Here is a 22899-nt window from a genome sequence, read left to right on the forward strand (position 1 = left end):
TTTTTACGAAACTTATGATGCTACAACGCGATAAACAGTCTTTGGAAAGCTGTCTACCATCCGCATCATCCATTCTTGTTCATTAAGAACAGTATTACAAATATAATAGTCTGTTAGCTCTGCAAATTGCTCAAATCCATATTTTGGTTCACTTGCCATCTCTAGGATGATAAAATCATATTCTTTTTTAAATTCTTGTAATATATGAGAAATATCATTTGAAAAATCTTGTGCAGAAATAGCACTTGTTAACCCCTGAGGAAGAATATCAACCCCCGTATCATAATCACGGTAAATAACATCATGCAACTTGGCATTGCCCGTTAAAATATCACTCAGTCCGCGATGTGGGCCAATGACTTTCTCTATTTGTTGACCAGAAATATCGACCAACAAAATTGTTTTGTTCTCTTTTGTGAGATGAAGTGAAAGCTTTGCCGCTGTCCGTGCAGCTTCTGGTCCAATGATTGAAATAATGGTTGAAGCACGCCATTTCAAAACATCAGATAATCCCTCTATCGTAATAAAAGCTTCAAAATTTTTCATTTCTTGAGAGACTAAAATACTCTCATTCTTCTTAAGATCATTTTCTTTTGATCTCAAATCCTCTTCTGAGATTTGGTCTTTTTTCCTTTTAAAGCACGGATAGAATAACAATATTCCTAGCAAAAGAGTAAGGAAACTGGCCAATGCACTCACAAGAATATTTTTTCCATAAAGAGCCATAAAAGAAATTGGTGCTAACGTTGTTGGCGTGACCACGTAGATATTTGTATTTTGTAAGAGAAGAGGATCATCACTCAATCTCCGATATGAATCAATAATTTTTTCTCTTCGTTGAGCAGACTTGCTCATCGCTTCATTTTGGGCATCGACTGCTACTTTTATTTTATTTTCAAACTCGTTAAATATTTCATTCAAAGATTGGGATTGATCTTTTACAAAAAAGTTCATTCTTTTTTTGAGCTGTTTTTCTAATTCCGTTGCAATAACCTCATCTGAATGAACTTGATAAACGATTTGTAAAATTTTATTTTTTAATTGATGAGAAACTGTCTCTAATTCTGCAGTCATCGCTTTAATTTGAGGATGTGTCCATCCTAATTGCACAGCCATATGTGCTCTTTGTGTTTCCAAGAGATCACGTTTAGATTCCAGAGCAGCAATTGCTGAATTGCCTGCAATAAACGATAAAGACAGTAAAGACTGCCCATTTTCACGCATCATGTTAATCGTTGAATTCAAACTTGTTAAATGAATACGCTTTAAAGTTGCTTGCGTTAATTGCATCGAAAGATCATGAAGCTCTGTTTGTTTTACACCACGCTGAATAAAAGAATCAATAGATTTACGAAATTCCTGCACGATATTAAGGATTGCAATATTATCATATTGTTTGTCTTCTAATTTATCATTTAACAAGAATTGTTTCTGTTTTATGATTGCTTGTGAAAATGCGGAAAACCAAGTTTCCAACCCACGTTGAGCTGCTTCAAGTGTCTCGGCTTCAAAAGTAAGATCGATAAAATCACCATGACGCGATAAACGGATATTTTCATGATTTTTTTTCTTATAAGAAGCACTTAAAGAAAAATTCGAATCATTGAAGAACATAGGCTGTGAAAACAAAAAGGCGATAACATTGTCTTGCTTTTTAATTGGTAATGGCTTTCCTACAGAATCAGATAATGAAAATGTTAAAGTTGCTTGGTAACCACGGGGCTGGACAAAATAATACAACCAAATCAAAGATACACATAGCATTTGTAATAGCAAAACAATCAAAATGCTTCGCCATACGGTACGTACGAATAGTCTTTTATTACATGTAAGACTCATCTTTATTTTAACCAGCAAAATACTTCTTCATATTGTTTTATTAAGAGAAAGTAGTAACTATCCTCTTAACTTGCTGTCATATTATTTTGAGATAATAAAAATATAAAATTTAAGCACAAATGTTCAACAATAGCTTTAAAGAACTTAATTCATATTTTTTTTGAGGCTCTCTAGTTGTTTTTTTGCTTCAGAAGTAACAACCGCTCTAATGGTAATAGACCCATCATCATGCCCTTCTTGCACTATTTCCGCAGAGTTTTCATAAAACCAATCAATAAGCGACATTTCATGAGGTTGTAAAAGATATTCAATGCTTTGCACCTCTCCAAAAATTCGCTTTTCAATGGCTCTTAATAATTGATCGAGTCCATCCCCCTTAAGTGCTGATACCATGAGAGCAGGATTTAATCGCGTCTTTGCGCTTGTTTGTAAAACATTCAATGCTTGCTCATCTAACATATCAATCTTATTCCAAACTTCTATGATATGCTCCATATCATCAATATCGATATCAAGACTTGAAAGCACTTCTAAAACATCTTGGGCATGTGCTCGATGATCAAGATCTGACATATCTCTTACATGAAGAATGAGATCTGCTTCAACCACTTCTTCAAGGGTTGCTCTAAAAGCTGCAATCAAATTCGTTGGCAAGTTAGAAATAAACCCTACAGTATCAGACAAAAGAACAGTTTTTCCATGGGGAAGCACAACTTTGCGCAAAGTCGGATCAAGCGTTGCAAATAACATATTCTTTGCTAAAACATCTGCACCGCTTAAACGGTTAAAAAGAGTTGACTTTCCTGTATTCGTATATCCTACCATTGCTACAACAGGATAAGATGTTTTTTTCCTTTTTGCTCTATGAAGTGCACGTGTTTTAATAACCGTTTGCAATTCGCGGCGAATACGAATAATTTTCTCTTGTAAAAGACGCCTATCTGCTTCAATTTGCGTCTCACCAGGTCCACCTAGGAAGCCACGCCCCCCCCGTTGCCTTTCCAAGTGCGTCCAACTCCGCACAAGCCTCCCTTTTTGATAGGACAAACGCGCTAACTCTACTTGCAAAACTCCTTCTTTTGTTCGTGCACGATCCCCAAAAATTTCAAGAATCAAAGCCGTTCTATCGATAACTTTGCAATTCCATAATTTTTCTAAATTACGCTGCTGTACTGGCGTTAAAAAGTGATCTACAATCGCAAGCTCAATAGAATATTCATCTATATAACAGGTTAACGCATCTACTTTACCTTTTCCAAAGAGAGTCGCAGAGCGAGGCGTTGCAATATTAATCGTTTCATAATTAACAACTTCTAACCTTATAGCACGCGCTAACCCCAATGATTCTTTAACACGAGAAGATATAGAACACTCTCTCAAAGAGCTTTCACTTCTATTTTCTTGAAAAATCGGTATCAGAACAAGTGCGCGCACCTGTTCTGTATTCTGCGAAAATACCCCTCCTAATCTCTCATTTTCATTTATCATAGCAATCTAAGTACTTTTAAATGGGATAAGAGGTCTATCTTAAAATGATATGTTTACTCAGGACTTTCACCCTCAAACATCTGTACAGGCTGTCCAGGCATAATCGTAGAAATAGCATGCTTATAAACCAATTGCGCGTGTCCATCTCGGCGCAAAAGAACACAAAAATTATCAAATGAAGTTACAATACCCGTGAGTTTAACGCCATTGACAAGAAAAATTGTAAGGGAAATTTTTTGCTTACGCACCGTATTTAAAAACACATCTTGCAGGTGTTGTGATCGCTCTGCCATTATTCTTACACCTTTATCTAGATTGCATAAAAATATTCGTGCATGCATATCGACTGAAAAATATCCAATTGTCAACGTAGAAGCTTAAAAATTCAGCAACAAACAACTGAAATTAGAGAAAAAACGGCTCTTTAAGACAATAATAAAGTACAACTTACGAAAAGCTATATTAAATTAAAAATTTTTCTACGTTTACTTTTTTATGAGCTTACAATTCAAAGGCATACTTTTATACATCCTAAGCTATTACGGACTATATGTGATGATGAATCTGCTTCGTTTAGAATCAATAAAAGTAAGCGGACAACAACATTTATTAACGATTATCGATATTAAAGAAAGGCATTCGCACCTTACTGTATATATAACCGCTATTAAATTGTCCTTATTTCAAAGACTGCCGGCTTATAAAGCTTTCTATAAACACAAGTTGTAAACAGTATTTTTGTTTTAGTTAGATTTAAATAATAAATTGTTTTTACTATATTTTATAATATTTTTAAACAGGGTACAAGAAACCGCGTTAACTTTATCTTGATAAGTTTTTAAAATTTTTCCCTAAGCATATTCCTTTCTAAATAATTAACAGCTAGTATGTAGAAATTATGTGGAAGAGGACGTATCCCTTTTCCGGCTGTAAGAGTACGAGGCGAGTATGGCACGCAGAACAAAATTGCAAACATTTGAAGTTGAAGTTGAAGAAGCCCTCACAAAAGCTATGAACTTTGATTTCGATGACACAGGATTTGAAACGATATCATCCAATAATTCTGAAAATGTTGTTAATGTCGATGATCTGATTCAAAAAATTGCAATGGCAGAAGAAGAATTTTTTGCTGAAAACGGTACGTCAACTTTTGTTTCTAATATTCATGATGAAGCTGTTATTGATAAATCCGTTGTTGAACAGCTTTTTGCTCCAAAACCTTCACCTGATATTTCAGGTGGAACTGTTCATAATACATTATTGCCTACAAAACTTCTTCCCGCAAATGATGATATAACAACCCCTGTAAATTTTGGACCATTCAAGCAGCGTTCTTCCTCTCGAGTCTACTGGTACACAACAGCGCTTAGTGCTTTATGGGCAACGGGAGGAGCTTTTATTGCGCATAAGCTCGCACCTACCGGACTCAGCTCCTTATCCAATATCAGCACTTTTGTTACCTCCCCAACAGGACTTGCTGTAGCAGCCGGAACAGCAATTCCTATCCTTATATCTTGGGGCGTTGCTCAATTAACAAAACGTTCAAACGACTTGCATAATATTGCGCTTCTTATGACCAATGCTGCACAGCGCCTTAGTGAACCACAACATCTATCTGAAAAACAAGCTATTGCTATAGGGCAAACCATTCGTGAAGAAGTAGCGGCAATGAACGAAGGTATTGAACGTACTCTCGGACGTGCTGTTGAACTTGAAGCAATCATACAAGGTGAAGTTCACAATCTAGAACAAGCCTATGCTGAGAATGAATCACGCATTCACACATTAATCAAAGAATTAAGTAACGAACGTATAGCCATTTTGAATCATGCAGATCGCGTACAATCAACAATTAAAGGAACCCAAGAACAACTGAGTGATGAATTTGGTTTGGTTACCTCTAACATTGTAACCAATGTTGAAAAGCTTGCACAAACCCTTTCTCAAACTTTACAAAAACAAGGCGAAGACCTCGTTGAAAAACTTTCCTATGCTGGTGATGGCGTAACAAATCAGCTTGTTGAAAAATTTAACAAAACAACAACACAAATTCAGCAGAAAAACACGGAATTTTTTCATGAATTAGCAAAAAACTTCGATGGCTTTGCAAAACGATTTGATCATAATGAAAAACAAATAGAAAAAACTTTTAATGAAACAGCTGAAAAAGCAGAAGTACATGTTGCTAAAATTGCAACACATATACAAGCAGTAACAGATCAAACTTTGCACGCTGTTGATGAAAAGTTTAAAGCCTTGGATAAAGCTCTTATTGATCGTAATAATCAATCTCTACAGAATTTTGATGAGAAGATCTTAAAGCTCGACGACCAAGCACATAAACTCTCTTCTAAATTTGATAACGTAACCTCGCAAGCAATTGGAGCCTTTGAACAACGTTTAGCAACTGTTGATCTTTCTCTTAAAGAACATAGTGATTCCATCATTGATTCCTTTATAGAACGCAGTCAGGCTTTAGAGGATAATGCTGAAAAACTTGGTAACTTCTTGGAAGCTCATGTCTTGAAAATAAATGAGAACCTCCAAGAAAAAACAGCAGACATTACCCATGCATTTACAAATGGACGTGAAGCTATTCTTTCTGCAATTGATAAAAGTAAAGAAAGTCTGAGAGAAGAAATTCAATATGTCGACAATGCCATTGTTGATATCATACAAGAACGTTCACAAGATTTTAAAGTACAACTTTCTGATCAACGAGCTCTTATGGCAGACATGCTCGATAACGAGAAAAATAAAATTGCGGATACATTAAGAAATCAAATTGATGTTTTGTCCCAAAATACTTCTCATATTGAAAAAGTTTTGGCTGATAATGTTCAAGTCGTTGATAAACAAGCTGAAAATCATATTACAAACATCATCCAATGCACTGAAAAGTTACAAGATGTCATTGTACAAAGTTGTAATACAACCCAAGATGCTTTAGAAGCACAAGCGAGAAATATTGATATCCGTGCCGATGCTCTGCGCGATTCTTTAGCGATTAATAGTTTTTCTCTCAATGAAGTTCTTGCCGATCAAGCACGCACACTTGAACAACGCATGGAAACAATCCATAATCTCATTGCAAAAAGTGATATACGTGTCGATGTTGCATTGAAACAACAAATAGATTTAGTTGAGAGTGCAATTGTCGCCAATAATAAAAACATTACTGAAACGGTTCAAGATCATATCAAAAACCTTGAAAGCCATGCCGAAATTTTAAAAAATACGCTCTCTCAATCGAGTGGTGTTTTCTTTGAAACCCTTGAAACACGTATGGAATCATTCGATACAGATCTAGAAGATCGTGCACACAAAATTTTTGAACGGACAACAACGCTAGAGGAAACATTATCTGAAAAATTTAGCCAAATCTGTGAAGCCATTGATATGCAAACATCTGTTATTGAGGAGCGTTCTGACACATTAAAAACGTCTCTCATGATTAGTAATGAGCAAAGTCAGATAATTCAACAAGCGCTGGAAAGCAGTGTTGACAATATGCGTATAACCTTAGAAGACTCTGTTAATACAGTGACAGCTAACCTGCATAATAAGATTATAAAAGCTTCTGATATTCTTTCTTCTACGAGTGAACAAATTCTTTCATCTGTTACAAATGTTACTGCACAAGCAGAAAATATTCTCTCAGAATCAGGCAATCGCATTGTATCAAATGTCAAAAAAACTGTTTATGATACCAGTGAAAAAGTTCTGTCAGTTCTGTCTGAACAAACAGCGCATACTGTCGAAGCTTTCGCAACAGCCAGCCATAATGCACAAGCATTATTGAATGAAACTATTCACACATCAACAACAGCAATAGAACAAGTTCTTAATGAACGCTGTGATGTTCTTCATCACTCTATGCAAAATCTTAAAAATAATTTAGGATATCAGCTCTCTGATGTAACGAGCCGTCTGGAAGATGCTGGAAATCAAACAACAACACAAATTTCACAACATGTTGGAAAAATAACAGAGCTTACAAATCACTTAAATCAAGCAGCGCAAAATACGACAGAATCAATTGATTCTTTAACACAGCATATCGGTGAACAACTCTCTCTTTCCACACAAGATGCTGAACAAAGAATTTATGCGCATAATGAATCTTTAGTGAATAGCTTAACCAAAGCTAACTCTGAAACACTTCAAACAATAACGATTATGAAGGAAGAGCTTGTTAATAATGTCTCATCCATCTTAACACAGTTGAATCAATCAATTTACAATTTTCAGGAAAATAGTAATGTTTTATTATCGGCTGTTCAAAATATTGATGGGCAGTTTAATGAGAGTACGAATAATTTTTTCCGCAACACGGACCAAGTAGCAGAGCGTTTGTCAGCTTCAAATCAAGCGCTCAATACTAATGTTGAAATTCTGCAAGGACTTTCAAAGAGTACCTTTGAACAAATTAATCATATAACGAGCAGTTTTGGTGAACATGCAAAGACACTTTCCCAAACTATTCATGTTCTTGAACAGTCTGAAAATTCACTTAGTGCAACACTTGAAGAAAAACATAATACGCTTTCTGTATTAAGCGATGCTCTTGTTTCAAAGTCTCATGAAATTAATCAAATGATTGGGCATTATGAAAAAATCTTCAACTTAGCACTTGAACGCTCTGATAAGAATGCGCGTAACTCCACAAATTCATTCCAACAATCACTTAATAAGCTTGTTAGTGAAGCATCAACGCGTTTTTCAGAAGCAGCAGAAGATATACGTCGCTCCGCTGATGAAGTTCGTTTAGAGCTTTCAAAGATTAATAATGATATCAATGAAAATGTAAAAAAACTTCCAGAAAAAACAAAAGAAACAACGCAAACAATTCGCACAGCTTTGAATGAACAGATTACAGCGTTACAAGATTTAGTCAGTGTTATACAAAATGATCAAAAGAGCGCACAAAAACAGCTAATATCAGCATTTCCTACATCATCAATGTTTAATCAAAAAAGTGACAGTTCCACTGAGTCTGTTAAAAAGATTGTGCCACCTAAGCCTATTTTGCAACAAGATCAAAGCAAAAAAAGACCAAATAAATGGGTATCAAATCTCTTAGAAAGAGCTTCACGTGAAGAAACATTTTATGATGCTCCCCCTAGTGATGATGTTTTAACATCAGTGCAAACAAAACCATCTCCTGCAAACTGCTCTCTTAATTCATTAGCTTCTGGTATAGTGCAAGCTATTAATCACAATGCCATTATTGAGCTATGGGATCATTATCAACGTGGACAAAAAAACATCGTAACAGAACGCCTTTATACCTTAAATGGACAAAAAATATTTGAAATGATTAAGAAAAAATATATGAGCGATTTTGGGTTTAAACGTTCAGTGAATCAATATGTTACAGATTTCGAAAAGCTCTTACGTGATATATCGCGCAGTTCTGGCTCTTCCAACTCAGTTCGCAAGTACTTGATATCAGATACCGGAAAAGTTTATACTATGCTTGCTCATGCAAGTGGTCGAATCCAATAACAAATAAGAAAGTGGAAAAAGATATTTTTTCCACTTTCTCTCTCCAGTTGTTTTAATGGCTCATCATAGAATGCTTTTTTTTCAACTGTAGCTTTGTACTTCAAAGGTTGGGATAATTGGCATGCGGTTTTCTTTGATATCCTAAGCAATAACCCTAAAGAAGCGTAATGGCTTATCAAACAACGTATCATTCTAAGAATGATAAAGCATGTTTTCTATTTCCTTATCTTTTTCTTAACTCCTTTATTTTTCATAGTTTCATAAAGGTACAAAATCGGTAATAATTATTTTTATTAATTGTGAAAAAAATTCATGCTTTTGTATTAAAATAGCTCATAGAAACACTTCTATTTATTTTTTTAATGTTTTTTATCCACATATTACTCTCGTTTGAATTATGTAAGTAAATATTTTTTATTATATTAGATGAATTTGAGCTAAAAGAATCTTATTGTATTCAAATTTCTCATTCAACATACGAGATGTTTCATTATAAATTATAAAGTTTGCATTATTAAGAGTTCAATTGAATAATAAACAAAACAACTCCCATTTTTAAAGTTCCAATTTCCTTTTAAATAGCTGCAAAAATAATTTATAAATTGCAAATTGTTATTTAAAATTTCTTCTACCTCCCTATAGAAATTTAAATAAAGAAGATGAAGTTAATAGAAAACACTCTTCTTTTCTTTCCTTAAGTTGTAAGCATTGCAAAAAAAATAATGGCTTGGTAATGTAATTATTAGTAATATTTTATTCGTTTGTAGACTAATCAATTTTTACGGGTTTTATTAAGGAAAGAAAAAACTAATCGTGCTGCTATTAATGAAATTATTCATGCACACAAACAAAAAGAATCATCAAACTGGTTTTACGATCCAGAAGAATTTTCTCATACTCATGCATTTTGATATTCAGAGAAATGAGGATTTATTAGTGGACAAAACCTTATCGTAGATGGAACATCTCATATACACATACGCTAACTTGGATATCATAAAAATGTCTAGAGAACGAAATAGTGATTTCAGTTCACCAAAAGCTGAACTTGACAGTGCCGCACTTTTTTATCACCAGTACCCTAAACCTGGAAAATTGGAAATACAAGCAACAAAACCTCTTGATAATCAACGTGATTTAGCTCTTGCTTATTCTCCAGGTGTTGCTGCACCATGTCTTGCAATTCATGAAGATCCTAATCTTGCTGCTCAATATACCTCCCGTTCTAATTTAGTCGCTGTTATATCCAATGGAACTGCTGTTCTTGGTTTAGGAAATATTGGTCCTCTTGCTTCAAAGCCAGTTATGGAAGGTAAAGCCGTTTTATTCAAAAAATTTGCGAATATTGATGTCTTTGATATTGAAATTGATGCATCCGATATAGAACAAATGGTACAAACGGTATCGACTTTAGAACCTACATTTGGTGGTATTAATCTTGAAGACATTAAGGCTCCTGAATGTTTTGACATCGAAGAAAAGCTTCGTGCTAAAATGAAAATTCCAGTTTTTCATGATGACCAACATGGAACTGCCATTATTGTTTCTGCGGCTGTATTAAATGCCTTAAATCTTTCAGGAAAAAAAATTGAAAATGCAAAAATAGTTACCTCAGGTGCAGGTGCTGCTGCCCTCGCTTGCCTTAATCTTTTGGTTCGTCTTGGGGCAAAAGTTGAAAATATTTGGCTTAGTGACTTAGAGGGAGTTGTTTATGAAGGTCGCAAGACCCTTATGGATCGTTGGAAAATCAATTACGCACAAAAAACGGACGCACGAACTTTATCTGATATTATTGATGATGCGGATATTTTTCTAGGCCTATCTGCAGGTGGTGTTTTAAAGCCTGAATATCTTAAAAGAATGGCTCAAAATCCACTCATTTTAGCACTGGCTAATCCAGTACCAGAAATTATGCCTGAAGAAGCACGCTCTATACGACCAGATGCAATGATCTGCACAGGACGCTCTGATTATCCCAATCAAGTTAATAATGTCCTTTGTTTTCCCTATATCTTCCGTGGTGCATTAGACGTAGGTGCTAGTGCAATTAATGAAGAAATGAAAATGGCCGCTGTTCATGCGATTGCTGCCCTTGCACGTGAAGAAACTTCAGATGTTGTAGCACGTGCATACTCAAAAGAACCACCCAATTTTGGACCAGACTATCTAATCCCCTCTCCTTTTGATCCGCGTTTAATACTGCGTATTGCCCCCGCTGTTGCTAAAGCAGCAATGACAACTGGTGTTGCCATTCGTCCCATTGAAGATATGGAGGCCTACTACGATATCCTCAATCGATTTGTCTTTCTTTCTGGTTTAACAATGAAACCTGTTTTTGCTGCAGCAAAAACAGCAAAACGTAAACGCGTCATCTATGCCAATGGTGAAGATGAACGCGTCCTTCGTGCAGCACAAGTTGTCATTGAAGAACAAACAGCAACGCCCCTCCTTATCGGCCGTCCACATGTCGTAGAAGCAAGATTGAAACGCTTTGGTTTAAGAATTCGTCCTGGTATAGATTTTGAATTAACAAACCCTGAAGATGATCCACGTTTTCGTGATTATGTTAATTTATTTTTTCATTATACAGGGAGGCGTGGTGTTACGCCTGAAATGGCAAAAACAGTAGTGAGAACATCAACAACGGCTATTGCTGCCCTTGCCGTTATGCGTGAAGAAGCAGATGCAATGATTTGCGGCTTAGAAGGACGCTTTGAACGTCAACTTGAATTGATTGAACAAATTATCGGTCTTGATCCTCATGTTCACCGTTTTTCTGCTATGAGTTTGCTTATCTCTCAACAACGTACTCTTTTCCTCACAGATACTTACGTCAATGAAAATCCTTCTGCAGAAGAAATCGCTGAAATGACTGTGTTGGCAGCTCAAGAAGTTGAAGCATTTGGAATAACACCAAAAGCAGCCTTATTATCACACTCAAACTTTGGTTCTAAAAACACAGAAAGTGCGCGTAAAATGCGACGTGCAACAGAAATTCTTGCCAAATTACACCCTGATTTAGAAGCAGATGGTGAAATGCATGCTGATGCTGCCCTTTCCAAAGTTTTTCGTGATCGTGTTTTTCCTAATTCTCGTCTTAAAAGTGAAGCTAATTTGCTTGTCTTTCCAACACTTGATTCAGCCAATATCACGCTCAACACTGTTAAAAGCCTCACAAATGCACTCCATGTTGGTCCTATTCTAATCGGGGCAGCACGTCCCGCCCATATCTTAACGCCTTCAGTAACTTCTCGGGGAGTTGTTAATATAACAGCCCTTGCTGTCCTTGCTGCCAATAGAAAAAATAGTCTTGTAAAATAAATGCGCAATAAAATTTCAAAGTTTTTTAAATATTGAGATATAGTATTTCATGTACTGTAAACCTCTTTTCTCTATAGATAAAGACAGCTATATTCTGGATTAAGTCTTTTTTTTAAAGAGAAAAAAGGCTAGAAGAACAATATTAAATGTATTTTGAATTTACTAACTCTATAATAAGGAATCCGTACATTGCCTTCCACGTTTGATAAAGTTGCTGATATCATTGCAGAAATCAGTGAAATTGATCGCAATACAATTACACCTGAGAGTCATACAATTGACGATTTAGGAATCGACAGTCTTGATTTTCTTGATATTGTTTTCGCTATTGATAAAGCTTTCGGAATAAAAGTCCCTCTAGAACAATGGACACAAGAAGTCAACGAAGGTACCGTTGCAACAGAAGAATACTTTGTTCTTAAAAACCTTTGTGCAAAAATTGATGATCTCGTTGCCTTAAAACAGGCAGAGTAGTTTTTTCGCCATGCATGATCAATCTGTATTCATCACTGGTATAGGTCTCATAAGCTCTCTGGGGGAAGGAACTGATCAACATTGGAATCTCTTAAATGATCCAATCCGTACACCAAACCTAGATTATACAACTTTTTCACCTTACACGGTTCATAAATTGCCCGAAATTGATTGGAGTTTACAAATTCCTAAAAAAAGTGATCAACGGCAAATGGGAACATGGCAGCGTCTTGGTACCTATGCGGCTGGTCTTGCTCTTGATGATGCCGGCATGAAAAATAATGAACAACTCACTTCAACAATGGATATGATCGTAGCGGCAAGTGGGGGAGAACGTGATATTACTGTTGATACACAGATTCTTTCTAAAGCGCGCGCTGTTGCCGATCATGCTTCTATGTTAAATGTTGCTCTTTCAACTGAACTTCGTCCAACATTATTTTTGGCACAACTTTCAAACCTTTTGGCAGGAAACATTTCAATTGTTCATAAAGTCACTGGATCATCTCGTACATTTATGGGAGAAGAAGGCAGTGGTCTTTCTGCACTTCAAATTGCTGTAGCTCGTATTAAATCAGGTCAAAGCACCCATGCTCTTGTAGGAAGTTCCTATAATGCACAAAGTTATGATATGTTGTTGGCGCATGAGCTTGGTGGTCTTTTAACCCATAATGGATGGAGCCCAGTGTGGGATCGTGGAATCTATCCAGGCGGCGGTGTCATAGCAGGTTCTGGTGGGATCTTCCTAGTTATTGAAAGTGGAGAACATGCCAAAAAACGCAATGCACGTGCTTATGCTGAAATTAGCCAAATTATTACAGACCAAACAGATAGAACCAAAATTCCACTTAGAGATTCAATTGCAACAATATTAAAAACTGCGGGCGCTAAATCTGCCTTAGCCATTTCAGCAGCCTCAGGAGCTCACGAAGCAACAAAAGCAGAACAAAATGCTCTTGATAATGCTGATCTATCTTACCGTGGCATTACAACATTATTTGGTTATATGCGGGAAGCACAATTTCCTCTAGCTCTAGCTCTTGCAGCACTTTCAATTGAAAAAAAACATTGTTTTCCAGCGTTAAGTCCTCATGAAAAACCTTTTTCTAAAGAAGTACGTGAAATATTTGTTACAACTATTGGTATAAAAAGAGCTGAAGGTATTGTGCGTCTTACAGCTGTTTGAAGGGGAATTTCTATAGTGAAATATCATGATCATTTTGGGCGTCCACTTGTAGCAATAACTGGTGCAGGCATTGTCACATCACTGGGACAAGGGAAACATGAAAATTGGCAAAAATTAACAAGTGGTGTAAGTGGTATCCACAAAATAACACGTTTTCCCGTTGAGGGATTAAATACATATATTGCTGGAACAATTGATTTTCTTAAAGAAAGTACACTTGGTGCTTCAGCTCTCTCTGAGAAGCTTGCATATCTTTCTGCTGAAGAAGCTTTAGAACAAGCTGCTATTGATAAAAAAAAATTTAATGGACCACTCTTTCTAGCTGCTCCTCCTGTTGAACTTGAATGGAAAGCACGTTTTAGTCTTGATCAAGAGGAGGAATTCAATAATGAGCCTTCTTATGCACATCTTCTTAAAGTCTGTAAGGATAAACTCCATGAGACGCTTTTTGAAGCCACACAATTTGGTGCAATTGCAGAAAAACTTCAAAAAACATTTGGCACAAAAGGACTTCCTGTTACACTTTCCACTGCCTGTGCATCTGGTGCAACAGCAATTCAATTAGGTGTTGAGTCTATTAGACGGGGAGAAACAAATCGAGCTCTCATAATTGCGACAGATGGATCAGTTTCAGCAGAATCTCTCATCCGTTTTTCGTTACTATCTGCTCTTTCAACTCAGAATGAGCCTCCAGAAAAAGCAGCAAAACCCTTTAGCCGTGATCGAGATGGTTTTGTTATGGCAGAAGGCTCAGGCGCTCTTGTTCTTGAATCTCTTCAAAGCGCATTAAACCGTAATGCTACAGTTTTAGGAATTTTAGCTGGCTGTGGAGAAACCGCCGATGACTTTCACCGTACACGTTCAAAACCCGATGCATCACCAGCAATTGAATCCGTTCGCAAAGCTTTAAACGATGCAAAAATAACCATCAATGAAATTGACTATATTAATGCCCACGGAACTTCAACACCTGAAAATGAGAAAATGGAATATCTTGCATTATCAACAGTATTCGGTGATCTTTTAGAGCATATTCCTGTCTCTTCTAATAAATCAATGATTGGGCATACATTAACTGCTGCTGGTGCAATAGAAGCGGTTTTTTCGCTTTTAACCATTCAATCGGGAATACTCCCACCAACAATAAATTATGATAATCCTGACCCTACTATCCCCTTAGATGTTGTTCCTCATCATAGCCGTAAGTCCTGTGTCAATGCGGTTTTGTCAAACTCATTTGGATTTGGTGGTCAAAATATGAGTCTTGTTATCACTGCATATAAAGGATAATCCTGTAATAATAAAATTTTATAACGCTAACCAATAATATATTTAAGGGGGATGATAATGCGTGCACTGCAACTCTTCGATGATCGTCGGCTTGAAATCACCAATATTTCCCCGCCATCTTCACCTAGTATAGGTGAAGTAACTGTGCGGATAAAAGCCGTTGCTCTTAATCATATTGATGTATGGGGATGGCGTGGCATGGCTTTTGCGAAAAGAAAAATGCCACTCATCATTGGTGCAGAAGCCTCTGGTGAGGTTATACAAATAGGAGATGGCGTTGAACATCTCCAACTTGGACAGATTGTCTCAATTTATGGTGCACAAACCTGCGGAGTATGCCAAGCTTGTCATGAAGGACGGGATAATCTTTGCAGTAATGTAAAGGGAGTCTATGGTTTTCACCTTGATGGATTTGCGTGTGAGCTTGTCAATTTGCCAGCACGTTTATTAGTTCCATCACCTCCCCAATGTGATGAATTGCAAGCAGCAGTTGCTCCAATTACTTTTGGTACCGTAGAACATATGCTTTTCGATAACGCAAAACTACAAGCAGGAGAAACAATCCTAGTACAGGCTGGTGGCTCAGGTATTGGTTCTGCAGCCATTCAACTTGCAAAACACATGGGCTGTACAGTTATCACAACTGTAGGTTCAGATGAAAAAATTGCAAAAGCACACTCTCTTGGGGCAGATCATGTGATTAATTATCGTAAAGATCGTTTTGAAGGTGTAGTGCGTAAATTAACCCAAAAAAAAGGTGTTGACGTTGTTTTTGAGCATGTTGGTGTCGATACATGGAACGGTTCTCTGTTATGTATGAAAAAAGGAGCACGCTTAGTGACTTGCGGTTCTACCTCTGGTGTTTCAGCACCAATAAATCTCATGCAATTATTCCAGCAACAGCTTAAGATATTCGGTTCATTTGGCTGCCGTATGGAAAATATGAAAAATGCCATGCAAAAAATGGCACAAAAAGCCGTACACCCTGTCATTGATACAATTGTTGGGCTGGATGAAATTGATACAGCTTTAAAACGAATGGAGAGTCGTGATGTTTTTGGTAAAATTATCCTTAAAATCGATTAAATCATGATGAAGCTTTCTCTTAAAAATCTCATATATCGTATTAAAATTATAGCTAAAAAAATATCCTACTTGTTATGGGCATATCTACTCTTTGGTTCTTTATTTATTCTAAAATGTTTTCCAGCCAAAATGGGAATTTCTTTTTTTGCTTGGTTAGCAAAAAAAATTGGTCCCCTTGTACATCGTCATCAAATCACACTTGCAAACCTTAGGAGTGCATATCCAGAAAAAACAGAGCAAGAACTCCGTGCGATTGCAATAGAAATGTGGGAAAATATAGGACGTTTCCTAGCTGAATATATTTTTCTTGATAAAATTTTTGATTTTGATCCTCATGCAGACGAGCCAGGTTTCATTGAGGTTAAAGGCATTGAAATATTTGAGCGATTAAAAAATGAAAAAAAACCACATATTTTTTTCACCGCACATACTGGCAATTTTGAACTTCTGCCTATTTGTGCACAAAGTTTTGATCTTAATGTTACGGTATTATTTAGACCACCCAATAATCCCTATGTTGCCAAACGAATCCTTAAAGCACGACAAACTTCTATGGGACATCTTGTTCCCTCCAAGGCCGGTGCAGCATGGGCATTAGCAGCCAAATTAGAAGAAGGTGAAAATGTTGGTATGCTCGTTGATCAAAAATTTCGCCGCGGTATCATGGGAACATTTTTTAACAGACCTCTTAAAACAAACCCCTTAATTATAAAACTTGCTCGACAATATGACTGTGATATTTATCCAGCACGTTGTATTCGTTTGCCTAGTGGACGTCATCGTTTAGAGTTATATGAACATGTAGAACTTCCACGTGATGAAAAAAATGATATCGATATAGCTGCTTCTACACAAAAATTAAATGATATTGTTGAATCTTGGGTCCGTGAATATCCTGGACAATGGATGTGGTTACATAGACGTTGGGACATCTAACATAAGCTCTATTGCTTACAAAGGAAGTGCAAAATGTTGGCCTCAAAAGATATCAAAGATCTCACTGCAATTATCACTGCATTACGAAACTCTGATAATGGTTGTATCTGGCATAAAAAACAAACTTTTGAATCCCTCATACCCTATATGCTCGAAGAAGTTTACGAAGTCATTGATGCCATTGAACGAAAAAATCGAAAGGATCTCTGTGAAGAACTTGGGGATCTTCTTTTACAAGTTGCCTATCATGCTACCATAGCACAAGAAGAAGGCAGCTTTACTTTTGAAGATGTTGTTTATGCAATCACGGAAAAAATGATTCGACGCCATCCTCATGTTTTTGGAAATGCCGAGCAAAAAAAACGAGGATTTATAAAAGAGGAGTGGGAATATATAAAAAAAAGAGAACAGGTTGAACAAAAAAGAATGTGCGAAGAAAAAAACAACAATTCCTCCATAAGCATACTCGCAACAGTAAAACAAATCCAGCCAGCAAACCAAGAGGCACTTGCTTTACAAGAAACAGCAGCTAAAGTAGGTTTTGATTGGCAAAAAAGTGATAAAGTTTTTGAAAAAATAGAAGAAGAACTGGAAGAGCTCAAAGAAGCCATCAAAAATAAACAAAACTCAGAGATAGAAGCAGAGTTTGGAGATCTCTACTTTATACTTCTTAATCTCGCGCGCCACTTAGCGATTGATTCACAAAAAGCATTAAAAAAAACGAATATAAAATTTCGAAATCGTTTCGCCTATATTGAAGAAAAGCTATCCACTCAATCTAAAACGCTCACTGACGCATCCTTGAATGAAATGGAAGCACTTTGGAAGCAAGCTAAAAATGAACGATAAAAAATAGTAGATTTCTTCTACCTAAAAGAACAAGCCCCTCTAAAATTACTAAATTATAATTTAGCTCAGCTCAATTTGTTTTATATTGATCCTGCGTAGCAGGACGAAGTTCCACCGATTCGCCACACCCGCATGCTGATACTTGATTAGGATTTTTAAAGACAAAACCAGACCGAAGCGTTGTCACTTCATAATCCATCTGCGTCCCTAATAAAAATAATACCGCATCATGTGCTACAAAAACACGGGCACCATTCACTTCAACAACATCCGCATCTATCCCCTTTTCTTTGACAAGAGTAATTGTATACTCCATCCCTGCACAACCACCTTTTTTGATACCAACAAGAATACCCTGTGCATCTTTTGCATCCATAATCGCTTTAACACGATCCACTGCTGCTTGCGTCAAATTTATTACCGAAAAACGGCTCATCCTTTACTCTTTTCTTAGTTCAATAGACACTTTGAAAGTTTTTCCTCTACAATATTTTATCTGATATTTTAGAAAAAAAACAACAAAACATGAATTAAAGCATTCTGATCTTGCATATTTCGGTAAAAATACATACCCGTAAAATGAGATTTGTGATTATACAATCCAGAACTTACAATTTTTTATCCATATAAAATGAAAATACCTCGTCTATAAGACTCTAAAAAACGAAAACTTTTCAAAACCATACATTCACTCCTCTTCTTTTGAAAATCTTTATCTTTTTAGAAAAGTAACGATTAGGTAAGAAAAAAATATACCTTCAGCACTCATTTGCTCCAATTCATACCCCTAAATTCACCAATCTTACCCCCTCCTCACAATCTCAAAAGTAATTAAATGCATACATCTATTAACTATAGAGCTAAAAATTTAATGATCACAAAGAATTTTACAAATTCGTTATTTATCTTGAATTAACAACAAAATATTGATGTCCAAAATTTTTACTTTCAAAAGCTCTAAGTGCAAGAGCATTTTAGATTTTATTCTGTTTATTTTTTCTCTTGCCTTTAAAGAAACAGTCATTTAATCGTTTTACACGAACTCGGAGCGTAGCGCAGCTTGGTAGCGCACTTGACTGGGGGTCAAGGGGTCGTGGGTTCAAATCCCGCCGCTCCGACCATTTTTAAAATGCTATAAAATAAGCTTACTTAAAAAGTGAATTATTATGCATTTCAATTGCACACACATGAACTTCTTCTTCAACGTAGAATAATGTGCAATGATATTTTATCAAAAATTCGAGATAAGCTGTTTTATTAAAATGCGCTTCGTTCTTAGGAAAACACATACGAAACGCGAGACCTTTTGCCTCGCGTTTTTTATTCTTCAGAAAAATTTATAATTATCCGATCTCATATTTTCTAAATTTTCTTTACACGATAACGTCGCTGTTATCATTTTTTGTAATGGATGGTGACATCTGTACGGTTATCTTTTTGGGTTTTAATTCAGCTGGCATTTCCCTTTTAAGCTGAATATGAAGAAGCCCATCTCCAAGTTCTGCCCCAATAACCTTAACATGATCAGCCAAATGAAAACGCCGTTCAAAAGCACGCGAAGCAATACCTCGATAAAGGAATTCTCGCTCTTCATCATCATTTTTAGACTTTCTGTCTCCCTTAACGATCAGCTGGTTACAATGCGTTTCAATATCAATTTCATCTTGAGAAAAACCAGCAACAGCCATAGAAATTCTATAAGAATCTTCAGTTAAACGCTCGATATTATAAGGGGGATAAGAAGAAACTTCCTCTGGTTGTGTTCTAGAATCAAACCAGTTAAAAAGATGATCAAAACCTACTGTGGAACGATAAAATGGTGAAAAATCTACTTGACGCATAATATTGCCCTCCTCTAGAGCGACTATAATTTATAACTAATTCACAAAGTTCCCATATGGCAAACTTACTTGCGAACCTGCAGCCCCATCATGGCAACCGCACTATATTATCTAGTAATCGTTTTTCTTTATTTCAACTCTTTGGGACCTAAATTGATAAAAACTATCTAAAAAGCAATATACCCCTTTTTTAATCCTCTTTCTTTATTACATAAATGTCAAAGTACTAAGTGGCAAATACACTGTAAAGGATTTCAATTGGAAACACCTCTTTATCCCATAGACTGGGGTTCCACTTCTCTTAATATCCATCATGATACTCTTAAAATAGCAATAGATCACGAAATTCGTTTTGCTATAACATATCCTGAGGTGGAAAAATCTAAGGGAACAATTGTTATTCTCAAAAGCTACGCAAATACTTTAGAAAAATATTTTTTATTAATAAATGAAATTTCTAAACGCGGTTTTCATACAGCAATATTTGACTGCTTTGATCAAGAAAAAACATCCTTCAAGATAAGAAAACAAAGCCGACATCATTGTTTTGATATAAATAATGATATTAATGACTTATATAAATTTCTTAAAAGTATTGTTTATCCTAATTGTCCGCCGCCTTACTCTATGCTCGCCTATGGCATAGGTGGATTGATAGCACTTAGCGGATTAGATCTCATTAATCATCAGTTTAATAGATTGCTCTGTGTTTCTCCCCTTTTTGCTCCATTCGGCAATAAAACGAATGGTTTTCAACATAAGTTAACACAATTTCTTTCTGATATAGGTCTTGGCTTTATACCAGCGAAAGATAGTAAAAAATTAAACAAGACAAAACAAAAAAATATACAATTGGGACACATACATAAAGTGCCGCTCCCTTCCATTAAGCCCCCAACATCCCAATGGATGGCTTCAGTATTTAATGCGATTGATTCTATGAAGAGAAATGTACTTCATGGAGATTTACGAATCCCAACACTCTTTATTCTTGCCAATCAAAACAATATTGCAAACAACATTGAAGTGCGGCAATTATGCCAACACACACGTCTAACAGAAAGTATTACTATTACAGGCGCTGAACTGGATACAATTATGATTAACGAAGATTATAAAAAACAATTTTGGGCTGCATTTGATGCCTTTATTCCCGATAATGTATCTGTAAAATAACATTAAACCTTAATTTCCGCTCCGCCCCATCAAAAAAGAAAGTTTCTACGAGCATTGGATCTACAAACACTTTTAAATATAATAGATTTTTCTTTCCAACCACTCATATGATTTGTTTTCTAGCCTTTACAGGCAAGCCATAACCTAAATATTCACCACGCATTCTACTAAAAAACTAATATACAAAGTATATCATTACATTAAACAATATTATTTTACATCATAAAAAATAACTTAATAAAAAAACTATTTATATAAATAAAAATAATAAATCTATCTTAATATAACATGATACATATTTACAAATAAAGCATCAAAATACTATTTTTGATCTGTTATTAAGTGATAATTTAATATTATTCTAGAAAAAAATATTTTTCATCTATTTAAGGAAAAAACTGGAAATAAAGCACATTTATAATATTTATTACAAATCTCTATAAAAACAAATAACTATAAAATTTCTATTTCTTAGGAGAACTTTTTAAAAACAATAAATTAACATAATATTCTTCTAATTTCTCGATATATGAAAACCCTACAATAACGGTTTTCATAAGTTTTTTAATGGAATTCTGATAATAATCAGTAACTTTAAAGAAAAGATAGTAAAGAATCATCTTAGTAGTTTTAGAGACCCCCTTCTTTTTTCAAAATCACATATATTTCGAATTTAACCAACTCACAACGAATATGCTGTATTTTGAATCAGAATGTAAGAATTAACCATTTTGCCATTCATTTCAATTATGAGCATTTTACCATCTTTTTTATAAATACTCTATATTGTATAATTGATGCGGCAAAACTCTGACAAATGGAGCCATTGGAATATAATCATGAAACGAATCCTGCTCGCAGAAGATGATAACGATATGCGTCGCTTTCTCGTAAAAGCCCTAGAACGTGCAGGCTACGAAGTCGCCGACTTCGATAATGGTATTAGCGCATATGAACGTTTACAAGAAGAACCATTTTCCCTTCTCCTGACTGATATTGTGATGCCAGAGATGGACGGAATCGAACTCGCACGACGTGCTACTGAGATTGACCCTGATTTACGAGTAATGTTCATTACAGGTTTTGCAGCGGTAGCACTCAATTCAAATAGTGATGCCCCTCCTGATGCAAAGGTTCTCTCTAAGCCATTTCACTTACGTGAACTCGTCAATGAAGTTGAAAAGATCCTTATCGCTGCTTAAAAAGTATTTTTTAAAGTTATTTGCATCTGTTGAAAGAGAAAATTAAATTAGGCATTGACGTTTGGCATTCTATATGGTGTATGCAACATCAATGAATGGGCGTGTAGCTCAGCGGGAGAGCACTACGTTGACATCGTAGGGGTCACAGGTTCAATCCCTGTCACGCCCACCATTGCATTTTATATCAACAATAATTTATTGATTTTACATATGTTTTTTTAAGTGAGGGATACCTTAATAAAGTTAAGGGAATAGGATTTTTAACATTTCTCTATAAAGCACGCTTCGCACAATGTTTCTAATATTTCTTTGAAGTCTACTAACGCTTCTTGATGTAAGCCATCTAAAAATCTCATAAACGCAACAACAATTTCACGTTGCAACGGAGTAGAAGGCTTTATGATGATGCTTTTTCGATAAGAATAGGCTTCTTTTTTTAAGAGAGAAGCCATTGCTTTATCTAAACCATAAAGCTCTATGATCTTTTCCTCCAGTCCTACAGGAACAGATTTTTTGCCAATCTCGACAGAAGATAAAAATGCTACAGATATGTCTAATTTCTTAGCCATATCTAAGAGGCGTTCTGAGTGATCAATGCGAAGTTTCCGTAAAATTTTACCAAAAGATGTAACCATATAAAAAGTCCTATTAGAGAAGAAATATTTTCTTCTGATTCTAACAAATCTTTTTATGATTTTCTTCA

General features: G+C 35.7%; 16 protein-coding genes and 2 tRNA genes. 12 read left to right on the plus strand and 6 right to left on the minus strand.

All coding sequences use genetic code 11. The features are described from left to right. Positions 1–12: 12 nt before the first annotated feature. From ACFIQE_RS05590 to hfq, 3 genes are all read right to left on the minus strand, one after another. Complete coding sequence (locus tag ACFIQE_RS05590) at positions 13–1839, minus strand: hypothetical protein (protein WP_375707366.1); 1827 nt, start codon at positions 1837–1839, stop codon at positions 13–15. 144 nt (positions 1840–1983) lie between these two features. Beyond that, entirely contained in the window at positions 1984–3327 is a 1344-nt protein-coding gene (gene hflX / locus ACFIQE_RS05595; protein WP_375611565.1) for a GTPase HflX, read from the minus strand. 53 nt (positions 3328–3380) lie between these two features. Further along, positions 3381–3620 (minus strand): RNA chaperone Hfq, encoded by a 240-nt coding sequence (gene hfq / locus ACFIQE_RS05600; protein WP_005773461.1) that lies wholly within the window; start codon positions 3618–3620, stop codon positions 3381–3383. Between the two features lie 655 nt (positions 3621–4275). On the opposite strand from hfq, the gene ACFIQE_RS05605 reads away from it, so the two are divergent. The 8 genes from ACFIQE_RS05605 (at position 4276) to mazG (ending at position 17977) form a co-directional block, all read left to right on the plus strand. Further along, a complete protein-coding gene (locus tag ACFIQE_RS05605) occupies positions 4276–8835 on the plus strand; it encodes a hypothetical protein (protein WP_375707367.1) in 4560 nt (1519 codons plus the stop codon). A 1002-nt stretch (positions 8836–9837) separates the two neighbouring features. Beyond that, a complete protein-coding gene (locus ACFIQE_RS05610; protein WP_375611563.1) occupies positions 9838–12156 on the plus strand; it encodes an NADP-dependent malic enzyme in 2319 nt (772 codons plus the stop codon). Between the two features lie 189 nt (positions 12157–12345). Further along, positions 12346–12630 carry an acyl carrier protein gene (locus tag ACFIQE_RS05615; protein ID WP_005773457.1) on the plus strand — a complete coding sequence of 95 codons (285 nt, stop codon included), beginning with the start codon at positions 12346–12348 and terminating at the stop codon, positions 12628–12630. 10 nt (positions 12631–12640) lie between these two features. Next, the gene (locus tag ACFIQE_RS05620; protein WP_375640382.1) at positions 12641–13816 is read left to right on the plus strand and encodes a beta-ketoacyl-ACP synthase; all 1176 of its coding nucleotides are present in this window, start codon (positions 12641–12643) and stop codon (positions 13814–13816) included. Between the two features lie 15 nt (positions 13817–13831). Then, entirely contained in the window at positions 13832–15106 is a 1275-nt protein-coding gene (locus ACFIQE_RS05625; RefSeq protein ID WP_375611561.1) for a beta-ketoacyl-ACP synthase, read from the plus strand. Between the two features lie 57 nt (positions 15107–15163). Continuing rightward, a complete protein-coding gene (locus tag ACFIQE_RS05630) occupies positions 15164–16192 on the plus strand; it encodes a zinc-binding dehydrogenase (protein WP_375613072.1) in 1029 nt (342 codons plus the stop codon). A 6-nt stretch (positions 16193–16198) separates the two neighbouring features. Beyond that, positions 16199–17128 (plus strand): lipid A biosynthesis lauroyl acyltransferase, encoded by a 930-nt coding sequence (locus ACFIQE_RS05635; RefSeq protein WP_273791402.1) that lies wholly within the window; start codon positions 16199–16201, stop codon positions 17126–17128. Between the two features lie 33 nt (positions 17129–17161). Further along, entirely contained in the window at positions 17162–17977 is an 816-nt protein-coding gene (gene mazG, locus ACFIQE_RS05640) for a nucleoside triphosphate pyrophosphohydrolase (RefSeq protein WP_375621309.1), read from the plus strand. A gap of 70 nt (positions 17978–18047) precedes the next feature. On the opposite strand, the gene ACFIQE_RS05645 is transcribed toward mazG, so the two are convergent. Next, positions 18048–18413 carry an iron-sulfur cluster assembly accessory protein gene (locus tag ACFIQE_RS05645; protein ID WP_375618518.1) on the minus strand — a complete coding sequence of 122 codons (366 nt, stop codon included), beginning with the start codon at positions 18411–18413 and terminating at the stop codon, positions 18048–18050. A gap of 608 nt (positions 18414–19021) precedes the next feature. On the opposite strand from ACFIQE_RS05645, the gene ACFIQE_RS05650 reads away from it, so the two are divergent. Continuing rightward, positions 19022–19098: transfer RNA gene (locus tag ACFIQE_RS05650), tRNA-Pro, on the plus strand. A 252-nt stretch (positions 19099–19350) separates the two neighbouring features. Here the strand turns inward: ACFIQE_RS05650 and ACFIQE_RS05655 are convergent. Continuing rightward, positions 19351–19818, minus strand: coding sequence for an Hsp20 family protein (locus ACFIQE_RS05655; RefSeq protein ID WP_375611558.1), 468 nt, complete (start codon positions 19816–19818; stop codon positions 19351–19353). A gap of 258 nt (positions 19819–20076) precedes the next feature. Here ACFIQE_RS05655 and ACFIQE_RS05660 point away from each other — a divergent pair, with 258 nt between their 5' ends. The 3 genes from ACFIQE_RS05660 (at position 20077) to ACFIQE_RS05670 (ending at position 22368) form a co-directional block, all read left to right on the plus strand. Then, on the plus strand, positions 20077–20994 hold the full coding sequence (locus tag ACFIQE_RS05660; RefSeq protein ID WP_375621311.1) for a serine aminopeptidase domain-containing protein: 918 nt from the start codon (positions 20077–20079) through the stop codon (positions 20992–20994). 839 nt (positions 20995–21833) lie between these two features. Beyond that, positions 21834–22196 (plus strand): cell cycle two-component system response regulator CpdR, encoded by a 363-nt coding sequence (gene cpdR, locus ACFIQE_RS05665; protein WP_005773448.1) that lies wholly within the window; start codon positions 21834–21836, stop codon positions 22194–22196. 97 nt (positions 22197–22293) lie between these two features. Then, a tRNA-Val gene (locus ACFIQE_RS05670) sits at positions 22294–22368 on the plus strand. An 88-nt stretch (positions 22369–22456) separates the two neighbouring features. Here the strand turns inward: ACFIQE_RS05670 and ACFIQE_RS05675 are convergent. Beyond that, a complete protein-coding gene (locus ACFIQE_RS05675; protein WP_375707368.1) occupies positions 22457–22831 on the minus strand; it encodes a helix-turn-helix domain-containing protein in 375 nt (124 codons plus the stop codon). Positions 22832–22899 lie beyond the last annotated feature (68 nt).

The sequence above is a fragment of the Bartonella sp. AA1HLJMS genome (genome assembly GCF_042197445.1).
Classification (GTDB): domain Bacteria; phylum Pseudomonadota; class Alphaproteobacteria; order Rhizobiales; family Rhizobiaceae; genus Bartonella.

What these genes read in the sequence shown, in the direction of transcription:
- ACFIQE_RS05590 (WP_375707366.1), bottom strand. Translation starts at nt 1,839, where the DNA reads ATGAGTCTTACATGTAATAAAAGACTATTCGTACGTACCGTATGGCGA.
- hflX (WP_375611565.1), bottom strand. Translation starts at nt 3,327, where the DNA reads ATGATAAATGAAAATGAGAGATTAGGAGGGGTATTTTCGCAGAATACA.
- hfq (WP_005773461.1), bottom strand. Translation starts at nt 3,620, where the DNA reads ATGGCAGAGCGATCACAACACCTGCAAGATGTGTTTTTAAATACGGTG.
- ACFIQE_RS05605 (WP_375707367.1), top strand. Translation starts at nt 4,276, where the DNA reads ATGGCACGCAGAACAAAATTGCAAACATTTGAAGTTGAAGTTGAAGAA.
- ACFIQE_RS05610 (WP_375611563.1), top strand. Translation starts at nt 9,838, where the DNA reads ATGTCTAGAGAACGAAATAGTGATTTCAGTTCACCAAAAGCTGAACTT.
- ACFIQE_RS05620 (WP_375640382.1), top strand. Translation starts at nt 12,641, where the DNA reads ATGCATGATCAATCTGTATTCATCACTGGTATAGGTCTCATAAGCTCT.
- ACFIQE_RS05630 (WP_375613072.1), top strand. Translation starts at nt 15,164, where the DNA reads ATGCGTGCACTGCAACTCTTCGATGATCGTCGGCTTGAAATCACCAAT.
- ACFIQE_RS05635 (WP_273791402.1), top strand. Translation starts at nt 16,199, where the DNA reads ATGAAGCTTTCTCTTAAAAATCTCATATATCGTATTAAAATTATAGCT.
- mazG (WP_375621309.1), top strand. Translation starts at nt 17,162, where the DNA reads ATGTTGGCCTCAAAAGATATCAAAGATCTCACTGCAATTATCACTGCA.
- ACFIQE_RS05645 (WP_375618518.1), bottom strand. Translation starts at nt 18,413, where the DNA reads ATGAGCCGTTTTTCGGTAATAAATTTGACGCAAGCAGCAGTGGATCGT.
- ACFIQE_RS05655 (WP_375611558.1), bottom strand. Translation starts at nt 19,818, where the DNA reads ATGCGTCAAGTAGATTTTTCACCATTTTATCGTTCCACAGTAGGTTTT.
- cpdR (WP_005773448.1), top strand. Translation starts at nt 21,834, where the DNA reads ATGAAACGAATCCTGCTCGCAGAAGATGATAACGATATGCGTCGCTTT.
- ACFIQE_RS05675 (WP_375707368.1), bottom strand. Translation starts at nt 22,831, where the DNA reads ATGGTTACATCTTTTGGTAAAATTTTACGGAAACTTCGCATTGATCAC.